Source organism: Pseudomonas sp. BIOMIG1BAC, from assembly GCF_001705995.2.
GTDB lineage: Bacteria > Pseudomonadota > Gammaproteobacteria > Pseudomonadales > Pseudomonadaceae > Aquipseudomonas > Aquipseudomonas sessilinigenes.
Genome location: NZ_CP049045.1, coordinates 526,509 through 542,693, shown reverse-complemented (window position 1 = coordinate 542,693; position 16,185 = coordinate 526,509). Strand labels below are relative to the sequence as shown.

Annotated in this window: 14 protein-coding genes; 7 read left to right on the top strand and 7 right to left on the bottom strand. The window is 63.9% G+C overall.

Annotation, left to right across the window (positions count from 1 at the left end):
- The first annotated feature begins 12 nt into the window (after positions 1-12).
- The 3 genes from tauB (at position 13) to tauD (ending at position 2,570) form a co-directional block, all read left to right on the top strand.
- Positions 13-804 (top strand): taurine ABC transporter ATP-binding subunit, encoded by a 792-nt coding sequence (gene tauB, locus ATY02_RS02445; protein WP_068580161.1) that lies wholly within the window; start codon positions 13-15, stop codon positions 802-804.
- Positions 801-1,637 carry a taurine ABC transporter permease TauC gene (gene tauC / locus ATY02_RS02440; RefSeq protein ID WP_068580159.1) on the top strand — a complete coding sequence of 279 codons (837 nt, stop codon included), beginning with the start codon at positions 801-803 and terminating at the stop codon, positions 1,635-1,637. Before tauB ends, tauC begins: the two co-directional genes overlap by 4 nt.
- Positions 1,638-1,730: 93 nt before the next feature.
- Positions 1,731-2,570, top strand: coding sequence for a taurine dioxygenase (tauD, locus tag ATY02_RS02435; RefSeq protein ID WP_068580268.1), 840 nt, complete (start codon positions 1,731-1,733; stop codon positions 2,568-2,570).
- Positions 2,571-2,628: 58 nt separating this feature from the next.
- Here the strand turns inward: tauD and lpdA are convergent, their stop codons facing one another.
- From lpdA to ATY02_RS02420, 3 genes are read right to left on the bottom strand one after another with little or no spacing between them, the layout of a single operon-like run.
- Entirely contained in the window at positions 2,629-4,083 is a 1,455-nt protein-coding gene (gene lpdA / locus ATY02_RS02430; protein ID WP_068580157.1) for a dihydrolipoyl dehydrogenase, read from the bottom strand.
- On the bottom strand, positions 4,080-5,006 hold the full coding sequence (locus ATY02_RS02425) for an alpha/beta hydrolase (RefSeq protein WP_083235622.1): 927 nt from the start codon (positions 5,004-5,006) through the stop codon (positions 4,080-4,082). Before ATY02_RS02425 ends, lpdA begins: the two co-directional genes overlap by 4 nt.
- A gap of 54 nt (positions 5,007-5,060) precedes the next feature.
- Complete coding sequence (locus ATY02_RS02420) at positions 5,061-5,390, bottom strand: hypothetical protein (protein ID WP_068580156.1); 330 nt, start codon at positions 5,388-5,390, stop codon at positions 5,061-5,063.
- Between the two features lie 363 nt (positions 5,391-5,753).
- Here ATY02_RS02420 and ATY02_RS02415 point away from each other — a divergent pair, with 363 nt between their 5' ends.
- The gene (locus ATY02_RS02415) at positions 5,754-6,800 is read left to right on the top strand and encodes a GlxA family transcriptional regulator (RefSeq protein ID WP_228022249.1); all 1,047 of its coding nucleotides are present in this window, start codon (positions 5,754-5,756) and stop codon (positions 6,798-6,800) included.
- A gap of 10 nt (positions 6,801-6,810) precedes the next feature.
- Here the strand turns inward: ATY02_RS02415 and ATY02_RS02410 are convergent, their stop codons facing one another.
- On the bottom strand, positions 6,811-8,406 hold the full coding sequence (locus ATY02_RS02410; protein ID WP_068580154.1) for a DHA2 family efflux MFS transporter permease subunit: 1,596 nt from the start codon (positions 8,404-8,406) through the stop codon (positions 6,811-6,813).
- Positions 8,407-8,482: 76 nt separating this feature from the next.
- On the opposite strand from ATY02_RS02410, the gene ATY02_RS02405 reads away from it, so the two are divergent.
- The gene (locus ATY02_RS02405) at positions 8,483-9,670 is read left to right on the top strand and encodes an HlyD family secretion protein (protein WP_068580153.1); all 1,188 of its coding nucleotides are present in this window, start codon (positions 8,483-8,485) and stop codon (positions 9,668-9,670) included.
- Positions 9,671-9,750: 80 nt separating this feature from the next.
- Here the strand turns inward: ATY02_RS02405 and mgrA are convergent, their stop codons facing one another.
- The gene (mgrA, locus tag ATY02_RS02400; RefSeq protein ID WP_068580151.1) at positions 9,751-10,788 is read right to left on the bottom strand and encodes an L-glyceraldehyde 3-phosphate reductase; all 1,038 of its coding nucleotides are present in this window, start codon (positions 10,786-10,788) and stop codon (positions 9,751-9,753) included.
- Between the two features lie 912 nt (positions 10,789-11,700).
- Positions 11,701-12,591: a LysR family transcriptional regulator gene (locus tag ATY02_RS02395; RefSeq protein ID WP_068580149.1), complete on the bottom strand. Its 891-nt coding sequence runs from the start codon at positions 12,589-12,591 to the stop codon at positions 11,701-11,703.
- Between the two features lie 133 nt (positions 12,592-12,724).
- On the opposite strand from ATY02_RS02395, the gene ATY02_RS02390 reads away from it, so the two are divergent.
- Positions 12,725-13,465 (top strand): SDR family oxidoreductase, encoded by a 741-nt coding sequence (locus ATY02_RS02390; RefSeq protein ID WP_068580147.1) that lies wholly within the window; start codon positions 12,725-12,727, stop codon positions 13,463-13,465.
- A 69-nt stretch (positions 13,466-13,534) separates the two neighbouring features.
- Positions 13,535-13,798 (top strand): hypothetical protein, encoded by a 264-nt coding sequence (locus ATY02_RS02385; RefSeq protein WP_068580144.1) that lies wholly within the window; start codon positions 13,535-13,537, stop codon positions 13,796-13,798.
- 46 nt (positions 13,799-13,844) lie between these two features.
- On the opposite strand, the gene betT is transcribed toward ATY02_RS02385, so the two are convergent.
- Complete coding sequence (gene betT, locus ATY02_RS02380) at positions 13,845-15,806, bottom strand: choline transporter BetT (protein WP_164487344.1); 1,962 nt, start codon at positions 15,804-15,806, stop codon at positions 13,845-13,847.
- Between the last annotated feature and the right edge of the window lie 379 nt (positions 15,807-16,185).

Below are 16,185 nucleotides of genomic sequence, written 5' to 3'. Positions count from 1 at the left end.
GAGACAGCTGTCATGGCTTTGCTACAACTGGAGCGCATCAGCGCACAGTACCCCGGCGCCGCCGAACCGGTGCTGGCCGATATCTCCCTGACCCTGGGGCCACAGCAACTGCTGGTCGCCCTGGGCCCCTCCGGCAGCGGCAAGACTTCGCTGCTCAACCTGATCGCCGGTTTCGTCGCGCCCAGCGCCGGGCGCATCAGCCTCGATGGCGTGCCGGTGCAAGGCCCTGGCGCCGAGCGCGGCGTGGTGTTCCAGGACGATGCCCTGCTGCCCTGGCAGGACGTGCTGGCCAACGTCGCCTTCGGCCTGGAGCTGGCTGGTGTGGCCCGCGACAAGCGCGAAGCCCGGGCCCGGGAGATGCTCGCCCTGGTGGACCTGGCCGGTTTCGACAAACGCCGCATCTGGCAGCTCTCCGGGGGCCAGAAGCAACGTGTCGGCCTGGCCCGTGCCCTGGCCGCCGATCCACGGCTGCTGCTGATGGACGAGCCTTTCGGTGCCCTGGACGCCTTCACGCGCGAGCAGATGCAGGAGCTGTTGCTGCAAGTCTGGCGACGCACCGCCAAGCCGGTGTTCCTGATCACCCACGACATCGAGGAAGCGGTGTTTTTGGCCACCGACCTGATTCTCCTGGCGCCCAATCCGGGCCAGATCGTCGAGCGCCTGCACCTGGACTTCGGCCAGCGGTATGCCGCCGGCGAGTCGGCCCGGGCGATCAAGTCCGATCCACGCTTCATCGAAACCCGCGAGCACGTGCTGGCGCGGGTGTTCTCCCAACGCAGCAGCCCGCAGCAGGAGCGCCCATGAGCAGCTACGAGATTCCCGCCACCGCCAGCCACGAGGCCCACTCCAGGCCATTGCCGGCGCGGCGCAGCCTGAGCACCCGCTGGATCAGCGTGCTGACCCTGGTCGGCCTGCTGGCGCTGTGGTGGGCGGTCACCGCCAGCGGCCTGGTGGAACCGCTGTTCCTGCCCTCGCCTGGGGCCGTGGTGCAAAAGGGCTGGTTGCTGGCCACCAGCGGCTACATGGACGCCACCTTGTGGCAGCACCTGGCCGCGAGCCTGCAACGCATCGGCCTGGGCCTTAGCCTTGCGGTGCTGACGGCGATCCCGGTGGGCATCGCCATCGGCGCCAACCGCGTCGCCCGGGGCGTGCTCGACCCGCTGATCGAGTTCTACCGGCCGATCCCGCCTTTGGCCTACCTGCCCTTGATCGTGATCTGGTGCGGCATCGGCGAGCTGTCCAAGGTGCTGCTGATCTACCTGGCGATCTTCGCCCCGATCGCCATCGCCACCGCCACCGGCGTGCGCACCGTCGACCCGGCCAAGCTGCGGGCGGCGCAGTCCCTGGGAGCGACCCGGGTCCAGCTGATCCGCCATGTGATCCTGCCCAGCGCCTTGCCGGACATCCTTACCGGAATCCGCATCGGCCTCGGCGTGGGCTGGTCGACCCTGGTGGCCGCCGAACTGATCGCCGCCACCAGCGGCCTGGGGTTCATGGTGCAGTCCGCCGCGCAGTTCCTGGTCACCGATGTGGTGGTGCTGGGGATCCTGGTGATCGCGGTGATCGCCTTCGCCATGGAGATGGGCTTGCGGGCCCTGCAGCGCAAGCTGGTGCCCTGGCACGGTCAGAGCCACTGAGCAGCCTTGGACGAATCCAGCAACATTCAGATCGATACCGATAAAACCGAATCCGACCACGCCGACCGTTCGGCGCCGCACACGAGAGCCAGCATGAGCCTGACCATCACCCCCTTGAGTTCCGCCCTCGGCGCGCAGATCGACGGCATCGATATCAGCCAGCCCCTGGACGACAATCAGCGCGACACCATCGAGCGGGCCCTGCTCGAACATCAGGTGCTGTTCTTTCGCAACCAGCCGATCACCCCGCAGCAGCAGGCGCGTTTTGCCGCCAACTTCGGTGACCTGCACATCCACCCGATCTACCCCAACGTACCGGAACAACCGGAAGTGCTGATCCTCGACACCGCCGAGACCGACGTGCGCGACAACGCCATCTGGCACACCGACGTCACCTTCCTGCCGACCCCGGCACTGGGCGCGGTGCTCAGCGCCAAGCTGCTGCCCAAGTTCGGCGGCGACACCCTGTGGGCCAGCGGCATCGCCGCCTACGAGGCCCTGTCGGAACCCATGAAGAACCTGCTGCAGGGCCTGACCGCCACCCACGAGTTCATCAAGTCGTTCCCTCTGGAACGCTTCGGCAATACCCCCGAAGACCTGGCGCGCTGGGAAGAAACCCGGCGCAAGAACCCACCGCTGTCGCACCCGGTGATCCGCACCCATCCGGTGAGCGGGCGCAAGTCGCTGTTCGTCAACGATGGCTTCACCACCCGGATCAACGAACTGTCGGACAGCGAGAGCGAGGCCATTCTCAAGCTACTGTTCGCCCACGCCACCCGCCCGGAGTTCACCATTCGCTGGCGCTGGCAGGAAAACGACGTGGCGTTCTGGGACAACCGCGTGACCCAGCACTACGCGGTGGACGACTACCGTCCACAGCGCCGGGTAATGCAGCGCGCGACCATTCTCGGGGATGCGCCGTTCTTCCGCTGAAACGCGGCGGCGCTGACAGGTCCCGACCCCGCTGAACCACGGGGCCGGGTACGGCTCGCTAGTTGGCGCTGGCGGCCGGTTTCTTCTTGCGGTTGCCGATATGGATGGCCTGGCCATTCACCGACAGCGCCGCCTCATGCAGGGCCTCGGACAGGGTCGGATGGGAGAACACCATCATCCCCAGGTCTTCGGCGCTGGTGCCGAACTCCATGCCGATGGCGCCTTCCTGGACCAGCTCCGCGGCGCCTGGCCCGATCACATGCACGCCCAGCACCCGGTCGGTGCCGGCATCGGCGATCACCTTGACCAGCCCGGCCGTGTCGTTGGCCGCCATGGCCCGGCTGCTGGCGGAGAAGGGGAAGGTGCCGATGTTCAGCTCGACGCCCGCAGCCTTGAGCGCCTGTTCGGTCTGGCCGACCCAGGCGATTTCCGGGTGGGTGTAGATCACCGAGGGAATCAGCTCGTAGTTGAGCGGGTGCGAATGCCCGGCAAGGCTTTCGGCAACCATCACGCCCTCTTCCGAAGCCTTGTGCGCCAGCATCGGCCCGCGCACCACATCACCAATGGCATACACCCCGGGAACGCTGGTCAGGCACTGGCCGTCGACATGGATGAAACCACGCTCGTCCAGTTGCACCCCGCTGTCGGCGGCCAGCAGGTCGGTGGTCAAGGGGCGCCGGCCAACGGCGACGATCAGCCGGTCGAAGGTCTGCTGCTTGTCCTCGCCAGCCTCGGTCAGGCTGACCTTGACGCTATCGCCCTGCACCTCGCAAGCGGTCACCCGGGCGCCGAGGCGGATATCCAGGCCCTGCTTGCCGAGGATCTTCTGCGCTTCCCTGGCGATCTGTGCATCCACCGCCGGCAGGAAGCTGTCGAGGGCTTCGAGCACCGTCACCTCGGCGCCCAGGCGGGCCCACACTGAACCCAGTTCCAGGCCAATGACCCCGGCGCCGATCACACCGAGGCGCTTGGGCACGCAGGTGAATTCCAGGGCGCCGGTGGAGTCGACGATCACCTCGCCGGTCAGGGGCGCCGCCGGGATGTCGATCGGGCGCGAACCAGGGGCCAGGATGACGTGCTCGGCGCTGATGTGCTGGGTGCTGCCGTCGGCGGCAATGACCTCCACTTGCTTGTTGGCCAGCAGCTTGCCGTGGCCTTCCAGCAGCGTCACGCCATTGGCCTTGAACAGCGAGGCGATGCCGCCATTGAAGTTGCGCACCACGTTGTCCTTGCGCGCCAGCATCGTTGCCACGTCGATCTGCGGGTTGCCGATGCCGATGCCGTGCACCTCGAAGCCGTGGCGCGCCTCGTAGTAGTGATGAGAGCTGTCGAGCAGCGCCTTGGAGGGAATGCACCCCACGTTCAGGCAGGTACCACCCAGGGCGGTCTTGCCGTCCTTGCCCTTGTAGCGCTCGATACAAGCCGTCTTGAGTCCCAGTTGCGCAGCCCGGATCGCCGCTACGTAGCCGCCGGGACCGGCGCCAATCACGATCACATCGTAGGTTTCACTCATCGCTTGTCATCCTGTGCACACACAAAATCCACCACGGCGTCCAGGGTCGCCCGGTCCTTGAGAATCTTCAGGTGGCCAAGCCCCGAGGTCTGCAAGACTTGCCGATGTGCCAGCTCCCGGGCGAAGGACTGCAAGTCGCCTATCGGAACCTCCTGGTCATGCCGGTCGTGGACCAGCAGCACCGGAATCTCCAGTCGGTGGCCATAGCGGCTGACCGCCAGGCTGCCCATGTCCTTGCGGTAGCGCTGTTCGACCAGGCGCTGCATGCGTTGCCTGGCAGCATCGCCAATCCAGAGAAAGGCCGCGAACCGGCGAACGACGTCTTCGATGTCTGCCGGTGCGGCCAGCAATACCGCTCGCTTGAAATCCTTGCCGGCCTCGGTGCTCAAGGCATAGCCGACACCCGCTGCGCCCAGGGAATGCCCGACCACCGTATCGAAGGGGCCCAACCGCTGCTGGACCTGCTCGAGCATGCTGACGAAAGTCGGCAGCGATGCCTGGCGGCCGCCACTGTAGCCATGGCCGATGCAATCGAAGGACAGCACCTCGCACCCCCGCTCCAGCAGCAACGGAACCAGGTGCTGCCATTGGCTGCTGGCGCCACTCCAACCATGGACCAGCACCACTCGCCGCCGGGGTTGCGGCGCCGCCCAGTGGAAGCAGCGCAAGCGGCCCTCGGCAGTCTCCAGGTCCGTTAGCGTGGCCCCGGCCAGGGCCTGCGGGAAATCTCGGCGCAGCCGCTGTGGGGTCGTGAATATCTTCAGCGCCCGTTGTGCCGCATACCGGGGAAACAGACGCGAGCCGAGCCAGAAACTGCTGCGCAGCGCACCCAGGACCATGTGGTAGATGCCCTTGAAAAGCGCTGGCCCGAGACGGCCACGCCGGTTGCCGGCAGCGCTGGGAATTCGCTCCTGGATCGTCATCTGTTGATTTCTCCTGGGTGCACGTAGCCGGTGTCCGACACCGAGCGCAATGGGCTAGATCATCAAGGGCGTCGCTATCCAGCGCGAACCCGGTACAGGCAATTTGCGTGGTCGCCCGCACCAATGCTCGATCAGCGCCCGGGAATGGGCCAGGCCAGCCTGCAATGCCGCCTCATGGGAGGGGTAGTCGTTGCCGTAGGGTGGGCAAACGAAATGCAACGAAAAACTCGGGTGCTGGCCATGCCCGACCAACCGCCCGACATAGCTGAACTTGGGTTCCGAACGCTGCTGGCAGAAGTCCGGCGGCACCGGCTCCTTGATGACCATCACGTAGATGTCATGGTCGTACTGGGTTTCCTGGTACCAATGATCGGGATAATCCATATTCCACCTCCTTGTTGCCCTTATTGAACCTGCCAGGCATCCGGAACCTGGAACAGGGCAGCCAGCCCGAGAACTGTAGATCCCGAGACTTGCTGCCTGAAAACATATATCTGGGTTTTGCAAATACAACTTTCAGCATCACGCGCAGCCGAAAACTCAGAAACCCCTTAAACATTCGACCTCGATCGATTAGTTTTAAAAGTATCTAAAACTCCAAAAAACAGAGCAAATAAAACAACCCAGAACTCGTCTCGACCGCAAACTTAGTACAGCCACGACAACAAGTATTTATATTGTTAAGTCTGCCACCTGCTTGTATATTTTACTAATGCATGAATGGACACTTACCGGGAGAAAATGGACATGGCGACACTCACCCTCGTCGCACTCGAAGGCGCCATGGGGTCGAGCCTGGCAATCACACTGGATGTGTTGCGCACGGCCAACCAGGTCGCCGAAGCCATGGGTCGTCCAACCATTACCTGGCAGATTGTCGGCAGCGCCGAGTCAGTTCGCATGAGAAATGGCATGCACCTGCAGGCCGTACCGCTGGAACAGGCCAAAGCCCTGGAAAGCAGCATGCTGGTGGTGCCCGGGCTGGGCCTTGAGAACACCGCGGAACTCGATTCGTTCGGACGCCACCAGGAGCCGCGCCAAAGCGGTCGGTCGCTTCCCGCCGACCTGCGCAACCGACTCGGACACGGCGATATCCGCAAACTGGTCAAGCTGGTGCAGGAATTCCAGCGCCAGGGAAAACCGCTCGCCGCCTCCTGCTCTGCGGTTTTCGTGTTGGCCGAGGCGGGTATCCTGCAAGAGCGGATAGTGACCACGCATTGGCAACTATATGAGGCCTTCGAACAGAACTATCCCGGCACCACGCTCGATACCAAGCGCATGCTCGTACATGATGGAAACATAATAACTTCCGGCGCCGGAATGTCACAGATGGATCTCATGCTTTATATAGTGCGCGACTGCATGGGCAACCAGATTGCCGAATCCATCATGCGCTACTTACTTATAGACGACCGTCCGGCGCAATATCACTACATGGCCTTGTCCAACTTGCAGACAGACAACCGTGAAGTATTGATGCTGGAGAAGTTCATCGAGGATTGCCTCCCGGAAGTTCCATCCCTCAAGGCCATTGCCGAACACCTGGCCATCACCGAAAAAACCCTGTCCCGCAGGATTCGCAATGCCACAGGAAAATCGCCCATGGCGTTCATCCAGAAAGTTCGCCTGCAGCATGTCCAGAGCCTGTTGGAAACCACTCATATGAGCATCGAGGACATTGCATTCAAGGTCGGATACTCCGACTCCACGGCCCTACGCCGGTTGATGTGGAAAAACATGGGCTGTACCCCCAGCCAGTTGCGCAAGGCGCGGGCCGGGTCGCCGATCACCTGACCCCTCCCGCTCATGCGGCGTCACCGGCGCGGGCAGTACTGGACGCAGGCCCCCGGCACAGCGGCACCAGCAGCAGCGCCACCACGAACATCATCGCCATCAGGCGAAACACATCTCCAAATGCCAGGGTCAGCGCCTCGCGCCCCACCAACCGGCCGAAAAGCCCCTGGGCCATCAGCAACGCCTGGCTGGAATCCGTGACTTGCGCACCGATTTTCGATGCCAATTGCCCCATCACTTCCTGGGCCGTCACCGCCTTGTTGCCCAGGGACTCGGAAAGATGCAGGACTTGGGCCCTAGCATCGTCCTGCAGCCAAGTGTTGACGGTAGCGATACCAATCGCCCCACCCAGGTTGCGCATCAGGTTGAACAGCCCGGAAGCCTGGCGCAACTGCGCACCCTGGAATGACCCCAAGGCCATGTTGACGCTGGGCACGATGCACAGCATCAGGAACAGCCCGCGCGCGACCTGGGGCACCAGCAACTCATCGAATCCCCAGTTCGAGGTGATCCTCGAGGTCAACCACAGGCTCAGGGCCAAGCCAAGAAACCCCACCGAGAGGATCAGGCGCAAATCGACCTTCTCCGACGCCCGGGCGGCGACGATGGTACTGACCAACTGCCCGATGCCCACCACAAATACCGTGGTGCCGATCTCCAGGCTGTCGAAGCCGCGTACCCGCCCGAGGAACACCGGCACCAGGTAAGTCGAGGAGTACAGGCCGAAGCCGATCACCAGGTTGAGCAGGCAGGCGATGGCAAAGGTCCGGTCCCGGAACGGCCGCAACGAGACGACCGGGTTGCTCGAATACAGCGAACGCTCGATGAACAAACCGAAGGACACCAGGGCAACCCAGGCGGCAATAACGATCCCGGTATCACCGAACCAGTCCTTGCGCGGCCCCTCCTCTAGTACGTATTCGAAGCACCCCAGGGCCAGGGCCATGGCCGTGAAATGCAGCCAGTCGATACGACGCAGCAGGGACGGCTCGGGACGGTCCACATCGATCAGCAACGCCGCACCGATACAGATCAAAAGCCCCGGCAACACATTGATGAAGAAGATCCAGCGCCAGTCCAGGTAATAGGTCACCAGCCCACCCACCGTGGGGCCCAGGGTCGGTGCCAGGACCGCGGTCATGCCGAGGATGGCCGGCACCAGCGCCCGCTGCTTGCCCTCGAACAGCACGAACCCCACGGCGAATACCGTGGGCACCATGGCGCCGCCGGTAAAGCCTTGCAGTGCCCGCAGCACGATCATCGACTCGATGTTCCAGGCCATGCCACAACCGACGCTGAACAAGGTGAAGAGCGCCGCGCTGGCACAGAACAGCCAGCGAGTGGAGAGCGCCTGGGCGAGAAAGGCGGAGAACGGAATCATGATCAGCTCGGCGATCAGATAGGCCGTCTGGACCCAGCTCACTTCATCGGGGCCGGCACTGAGCCCGGCCTGTACGTCATTGAGCGAGGCCGCCACGATCTGGATGTCGATCAGCGCCATGAACATGCCGAAAGCCATGACCGTGAAGGTCAGGAACTTGCGACGGGTGGAGTGCGGACGGGCCTGCGGGCCCCTGTCAGGGAGAGCGGATGCGCTGGTCGTCATGTGGATATCTCCCTATGGCATTGCAACCATCATGTGAATATTATGATCGTAATTTAAATCCCCGCGGAGTTTCAACATGGAGCAAAGCACCCAGGCCCAGAACGCCATTCTGCAAGCCGCCCAAGCGACGCAGACGCCGCGCAAACGCTCGAGGCGCCCCCTGGTCGCCGGGGCCATCGCCCTCAGCCTGGTGGCCGTTGGCGCAGGCTGGGTACTGACAGCGCCATCGAGCGAATCCACGGACGACGCCTATGTCGCCGCCGACGCGACGTCCGTCGCTCCACGCATCCATGGCCTGGTCACCGCGGTGCTGGTCAAGGATCACCAGAGCGTCAGCGCCGGGCAGCCCCTGGTCCGCATCGACAGCGAGGAATTCGACAGCCGGGTGACCCTGGCCACCGGTGACCTGGCCGATAGCCAGGCCCAGGTCGCCCTGGCCGAGGCAGCGCTGGCGATCCAGGACGCCGAGCAGCGCCTGGCCGGCACCCGGGTACTGGCGGCCCGTACCTCGATCCGTGCCACCCAGGCCGAATCCAGGCGCGCCGGAGACGAGCGCAATCGTTTCGATACCCTGGTCACCACCGGCGCCGTGGCCCGCAACGAAGTGGAGAAATACAGCACCCAGGCAATTTCCGCGCAGCAGAACCACGCCCATGCCCAGGCCATGCTGCAAGTGGCGGAGAACGATCTGGCCGTGACCTCGGCCCAGCGCGAGCGCCTGCAGGCGCAGCTACAAATGGCCAAGGCCAAGGTGGTGAGCGCCCAGGCCCGGCTGGAGCTGGCGCGCCAGGACCAGAGCCACACCACGGTCTACGCGCCCATGGACGGCACCGTGGGTAATCGCCAGGTCCAGGTGGGGGACTACGTACAACCCGGTTCACGCCTGCTGACCCTGGTCCCGCTGCACGAGCTCTATGTCCTGGCCAACTTCAAGGAGACCCAGACCCAGCACATGCTTGCGGGCCAGCCAACGCGCATCAAGATCGACGCCCTGCCGGGAGTCAGCATGACCGGCACCGTGGAAAGCCTGGCCCCGGGCTCGGGCTCGACCTTCGCCCTGCTGCCCTTCGAGCCGGGCACCGGCAACTTCACCAAGATCGTCCAGCGGGTGCCGGTGCGCATCCGCTTCGATGCCGACCAGCCTGGCCTGGAACGGCTGCGACCGGGCCTGTCGGTGATCGCCAAGGTCGACCTGGACGCCCCCCAGCAGCGCAACGCAGGTGATGCCCACGCCGAACTCAAGGTCAGCGCCAACAGCCAGTGAAGCTCACCCCCACTGCCGGCCGCCATGCTCCAGGCGACCGGCAATGGGCGCCAGGACCATGGCCCTGGCGGCGGTACACACTACTCGGCGGTGGAAGGTTTTTCCCACAGGTTGATCCGCCCTTCCCGGGCGAAATGATCGATTTCCGCCAGCTCCTCCACGCTGAAGCCCAGGTTCTGCAAGGCCCCGACGTTCTCGATGATCTGCTCCGGCCGGCTGGCGCCGATCAGGGCCGAGGTGACCCGCGAATCGCGCAGGGTCCAGGCCAGGGCCAGCTGGGCCAGGCTCTGCCCACGATTCCGGGCGATATCGTTGAGGGCGCGCACATGGGCGATGTTGGTCTCGGACAAGTGAGAGGCCTGCAATGACCCGCCGCCAGGGCGGTTGACCCGCGCATCCTCGGGAATGCCGTCCAGGTACTTGTCGGTGAGCAGCCCCTGGGCCAGCGGGGTGAAGGCGATCACCCCCACGCCGAGCTCCTCGGTGGTCTCCAGCAGGTCCCTTTCCACCCAGCGATTGAGCATGTTGTAGGCCGGCTGGTGGATCAGCAGCGGCACCTTCCACTCCTTGAGCAAGGCCGCCATCTCCCGAGTCTTCGCTCCGGAGTAGGAGGAGATACCGATGTACAGCGCCTTGCCCTGCTGCACCGCGCTGGCCAGGGCGCTGGCGGTTTCCTCCAGGGGCGTGTCCGGGTCGAAGCGGTGGGAATAGAAGATATCCACATACTCAAGGCCCATGCGCTGCAGGCTCTGGTCGAGGCTGGCCAGCACGTACTTGCGCGAGCCGCCGCCCTGGCCGTAGGGCCCAGGCCACATGTCCCAACCGGCCTTGCTGGAAATGATCAGTTCGTCGCGATAGGCCCGAAAATCCTCGCGCAGCAGGCGGCCGAAGTTGATCTCGGCGCTGCCATAGGGTGGGCCGTAGTTGTTGGCCAGGTCGAAATGGTTGATGCCCAGGTCGAAGGCCGTGCGCAGCAAGGCGCGCTGGGTATCGATCGGCGTGCTGTCGCCGAAGTTGTGCCACAACCCCAGGGACAGGGCCGGCAGCACCAGGCCACTGCGGCCGACCCGGCGATAGGGCATGGAATCGTAGCGATGTTCAGCAGCTGAATAATTCATCGAATCCTCATCTGGACTGGGGCCACCTCTGGATGGCCGGTTCCGGCATGGCGGCTGGCGCAACGGCCAGCCTCCCCCTGTTGTTGTGAACCACCCGGTTCCTGGCAGTTCCGCAAACCTGAAACGATATGAAATGCCGTATTTCATACTGAATTCATACTTAATTTCGTACTATAAAATCGTTAAAAAACAACCTTTTGCTCAGTTTTCAGCCAAAAAGTGCTTGCCCACGGAGCATCAGGCCCAAGCTTCATACAGTAGCGAGAAACCCAGTACTTACTGGACGAAAACCCCATGAAGCAAATTGAGCGAGGCGTAATGGCTGGCGCTTCATACCACGAAACCCAGATCGCACACCCTTGAAATCGACGGATCGAAGAATCACACCAAACAGCGCAAAAGAAATTAATTACGTACCACGTAGCACAATACGAAATCGTCCTCAGTAGCTAATGGCAATTTGCCTTTTTACCCCCTGAACGATGCTCAAAAGTGGCCACACCGGCCCCTGAGGCAAAAGCCGCCGCCAACAACGGTCGTGGAGAAATACCCAGGGCTCGCAGTCGCTGACACTCACTTGCAGTGCACAAAAAATTCGTCGAAAGCCATACGCCAGTCGGTCAAGCGAGCTGATCCCTTGTGGGAGCAGCCGCTCGACGCTCGATTGCTCACGATGGTCGTTAACGGTTGCGCGTATTGACTGGATAAAACCAACGCCCTGAAGCCCATCGCGGGCAAGCCTCGCTCCTGCCATTGCCTTAACCGATCGGCATCAGGCAGCTCGCATCCATTGGTTATAGACGGCAAAAACCACTCCTGCCCGGGCCGCGGCAGCCACCGTCGGCAGGAAAAAACAGCCCGTGACGGGCCTGAGGAAGGGGCGCTCTAGGCGCCTGGAAGCGCGGCAGTGGGTCAGCCGGCTTCGGCGAAGACCTGGGCCAGCCAGTCGACGAACACCCGCACCCGTGGCGCAAGCTGGCGGTTGTGGGGGTAGACCACCGATACCGGCATTGGCGGTGGCGGGGTGTCCACCAGGATCTCGCGCATCAACCCCCGGTCCAGGGAATCGGCCACGTGGTAGCGCGGGCATTGGATGATGCCCAGCCCGGCCAGGGCCGCAGCGCCGTAGACCTGGGCACCGGACACCGAGAGCGCGCCGTCGATGGCCAATTCACGCCGCTCGCCAGCCACCATGAACTCGAAGGGCAACGGGCCGCCGGCACTGCGCGAGACATAGTTCACCGCTCGGTGCCGGGGCAGGTCCTGCAGGCTCCTGGGCTCGCCATGACGCGCCAGGTAGGCGGGGCTGGCGCATGTCACTTGGGCCAGGTTCGCCACCCGCCGGGCGACCAGCGTGGAGTCGCCAAGGGTGCCGGCCCGCAGCACGCAATCCACCCCTTCGGCGATCAGGTCGACGAAGTGATCGGCCTCGCTGAGGGCCAGTTCGATCTGTGGATAACTCTGCATGAACTGCCCCAGGCGCGGGATTACGAAATGCCCAGCCAGAGTGCCATGCATGTCGACCCGCAACCGGCCCTTGGGCTGCACCGCCCGAAACGCCAGCTCGGCCTCTTCCAACTGCGCCAGCAATTGCACACAGCGCGGGTAATAGGCCTCGCCGTCCAGGGTCGGCCGTACCCGCCGGGTACTGCGCTCCAGCAGCCGGGTGCCGAGCCAGGCCTCGAACTGGTTGAGGGTGTGGGTCAGGGTCGCCCGGGGCAGGTTCAAGTCCTCGGCGGCCAGGGTGAAGCTGCTGCGCTCGTAGATCCGCACGAACACTTTCATCGCTTTGACTTGATCCACAGGCCGCTCCGTAGGCGAGATTGTTGGCGTTGCTTGAACAGTCAAGGCAACTCTGGCGCATTTATCCACAGGGGTAAATCGGTGAACCTGCGCCACATCCCATCACCGCCACACTTGCCCAGGAATACTCACCATGACCGTTCAACCCAGAAAAGTCGCGATCGTCACCGGAGCCTCGCGCGGTATCGGCGCCACCATCGCCCGCCAACTGGCCGCCGACGGCTATGCCGTGGCGATCAACTACGCCAGCAACGCCGAGGAGGCCTCGCGGTTGGTGGTGCAGTTGCGCCAGGCCGGGTACCAGGCCATCGCAGTCAAGGCCGACGTGGCCGACGCCACCCAGGTACGCCAACTGTTCGAAACCACCGAAACCCAGCTGGGCAAGGTCGATGTGCTGGTCAACAACGCCGGCATCCTCAAGGTCCAGGCCCTGGCCGAGCACAGCGACGAGTTGTTCGAGCGCACCTTCGCCATCAACACCCGGGGCACCTTCAATGCCTTGCGCGAGGCGGCCACGCGCCTCAACCAGGGCGGTTCCATCGTCAACTTCTCCAGCAGCACCGTAGGCCTCGACCTGCCCGGCTACGCGGTGTACATCGCCAGCAAGGCCGCGGTGGAATCCATGACCCGGGTATTCGCCAAGGAACTGCGCGGGCGCAACATCCGGGTCAACGCCGTGGCGCCGGGGCCGGTGGCCACCGAGTTGTTCCTGCAGGACAAGAGCGAGGAGCAGGTGCAGCACTTCGCCAAGCTGCCGCCCCTGGAGCGCCTGGGCCAGCCACAGGACATCGCCGCCATCGTCGCCTTCCTGGCCAGCCCCGCGGCCGGCTGGATCAACGGCCAGGTGCTGCGGGCCAACGGCGGGCTGGTTTGAGACCTATGCTGGATAACAGGGCCGCCGGACTCTTTCCGGCCAGTCGGCTGGCGCCAGGAGATGCCCCTCATGCACACCACCATCGTCATTGCCTTCGGCCTGCTCCTGCTGGCCCTGGTGCTGTATATCGGTGAACGGCTGGGCTTCGGCCAACAGACCCTGGGCTACGTCTTTTGCGGGCTGTGGCTGGCGTTGAGCGTGCTCAACGGTGCGGTGGGGGTGGTCAGCGCCAAGCAGCCCCTGGGTTCGGAACTGCTGGTCGGCTGCCTGGTGTTCGCCCTGCCGGTGGCCGCCCTGGGGCTGTACCTGGCCATGGGCGGAGCGAGGGCTTGAGCCTGCCGGCCAGGGGCAGCAGCGCCCCCGGCCGCGAGGCTCTGGATCAACGCACCAGATGCAGGAACTGCATGTGGCGTTCGTACTGGTCGAGGATGTCGTTGATGATCTGCTCCTTGCTGTAGCCCATCAGGTCATAGTCCTGGCTACCCTCGGACAGATGCACCTCGGCACGGTAGTAACGGCGGTTGCGCAGCTCTTTCGGGCCCATGCCGCCCCGGGCGAAGGACGGGGTGAAATAACCGCGCATCTGCACCTGGTAGACGAACGGATGCTGGTCGCCGTGGCCGATCTCCAGGCTGACGCTGTCGTTGGCCGGGTCGGGCTGGGTGATGACGTTCAGGCCCTTCTCGACGAATACCGCCGTCACCTCCTCGATGGCCGGGCGCACGGTCTGGTCGAGGAAGCGATACACCTCGTCCCGCGACGGGAAATGCACCGCCTGGCTCAAGCGCTGGCGCCAACCGCCCCGGCCCCGGCGCGAGGCCGATACCGGCGCCAGGGAATGCAGCTGGGCGATCCGCTTCTGCGACTCCATGTAGAACGCCTTGTGCAGGCCCCACATCATCAACAGCAGGATCAGCGAGAACGGCAGCGAGGTCAGGACCACCGCCGACTTCAGCGAATCGATGCTGCCAGCGAACAACAGCGCGCTGGTGACCAGGGCGGTCATCGCCCCCCAGAACACCCGCAGCCATTTCGGGCCGTCTTCGTCCGCGCTGCCGCCTCGGGCCGACAAGGTGGAGAGCACCACGGTGCCGGAGTCCGCCGAGGTGACGAAGAACACGAAGCTGATGAACACCGTGACCGCGATCACGGTCTTGCTCCAGGGGTAGGTTTCCAGCAGCAGGTAGAGGGTCATCGATGGATTGTCGATGGCCGACATGCCCAGGGCGCTCATGCCGTGGTTGAGCACCTGGTCGATGGCGCTGTTGCCGAAGATCGACATCCACGCCAGGGTGAAGCCCAGGGGAATCAGCAGCACGCCGAAGACGAACTCACGAATGGTCCGGCCCCGGGAAATCCGCGCGATGAACAGCCCCACGAAGGGCGACCATGCAATCCACCAGGCCCAGTAGAACACCGTCCAGCCACCCAGCCAGTCGCTGGGCTTGTCATAGGCATAGACATCGAAGCTCTTGGCCGGCAGCGCGCCCAGGTAGTCACCCAGGTTCTGGATCAGGGTATTGAGCAGATGCTGGGTCGGGCCGGCGAACAGCACGAACAGCAGCAGCGCCACTGCCAGCAGCATGTTGATGTCGGACATCACCCGCACGCCCTTGTCGACCCCGGATACCGCCACGGTGATCGCCGCGCCCATCATCAGGGTGATCAACAAGACCTGGATCCACTGGGTGTGGGCGATGCCGAACAGGTAGTCGAGGCCGGAGTTCAGGTGCAACACGCCAAACCCCATGTCGGCGCCCAGGCCGAATACCGTGGCGATGATGCCGAAGCCATCCACCGCATAGCCGATGGGGCCATTGATGCGCTTGCCGATCAGCGGATACAGCGCCGAACGCAGGGCCAGCGGCAGGTTATGCCGGTAGGCGAAATACGCCAGGGCCATGCCGACGAAGGCGAACACGCCCCAGCCATGCAGGCCCCAGTGCAGGAACAGCAACTGCATGCCCTGGCGCGCCGCCTCCACCGTGCCGGCCTCGCCCTTGGGCGGCTGGAGCATGTGGGTCAGGGGTTCGGAAACGCAGAAGAAGAACAGGGTGATGCTGATCCCGGCGGCGAACAGCATGCCGGCCCAGGACAGGTAGCTGAACTCGGGTTCGTCGTGGTCGGCACCGAGCTTGATCTTGCCGTAGCCGGACAAGGCGGTGACCACCACGAAGACCAGGTACAGGGTCATGGCCAGCATGTAGTACCAGCCGACCGTATTGGCCGCCCAGTTCTGCGCGGCCAGCAGCCAGGCACCGGCCTGTTCCGGCAGGCTGATCACCACCACGCCGAAGATCAGGATGAAGCTGGCGGCGAAGTAGAACACCGGGGGATTCATGCGAACCAGGCTGTTCGCGGGGGTGGATGATGCACTCATGAATGGCGCACCTCGAAGGGGTGAAACATGGCTGAAATGTACGGACTCAGCAAAGGCAAGCCTCCTGTTGTGAGCGGGCAGCGAACCACCGGTTTAACTTGAACAAGCGTTCAAGTTAAACATGGATAAGGGGTTCAGGACCAATTGCAGGGCTCAGCGGTACTGTCAGTACGCTAGCTCAAGGAAGGGTATGACGTATGCCAGACGCAATCGTTCAGCACGGCGGCCACATCGATGGCGAGAAAGCCCGGCCGGCCCCGGAAGGCCCTGCCGGGCATGCGTAGCCGCTTCGTGTAGCCGCTGCCGCAGGCTGCACACGGGCGCGCAGCGCCCGCATTGG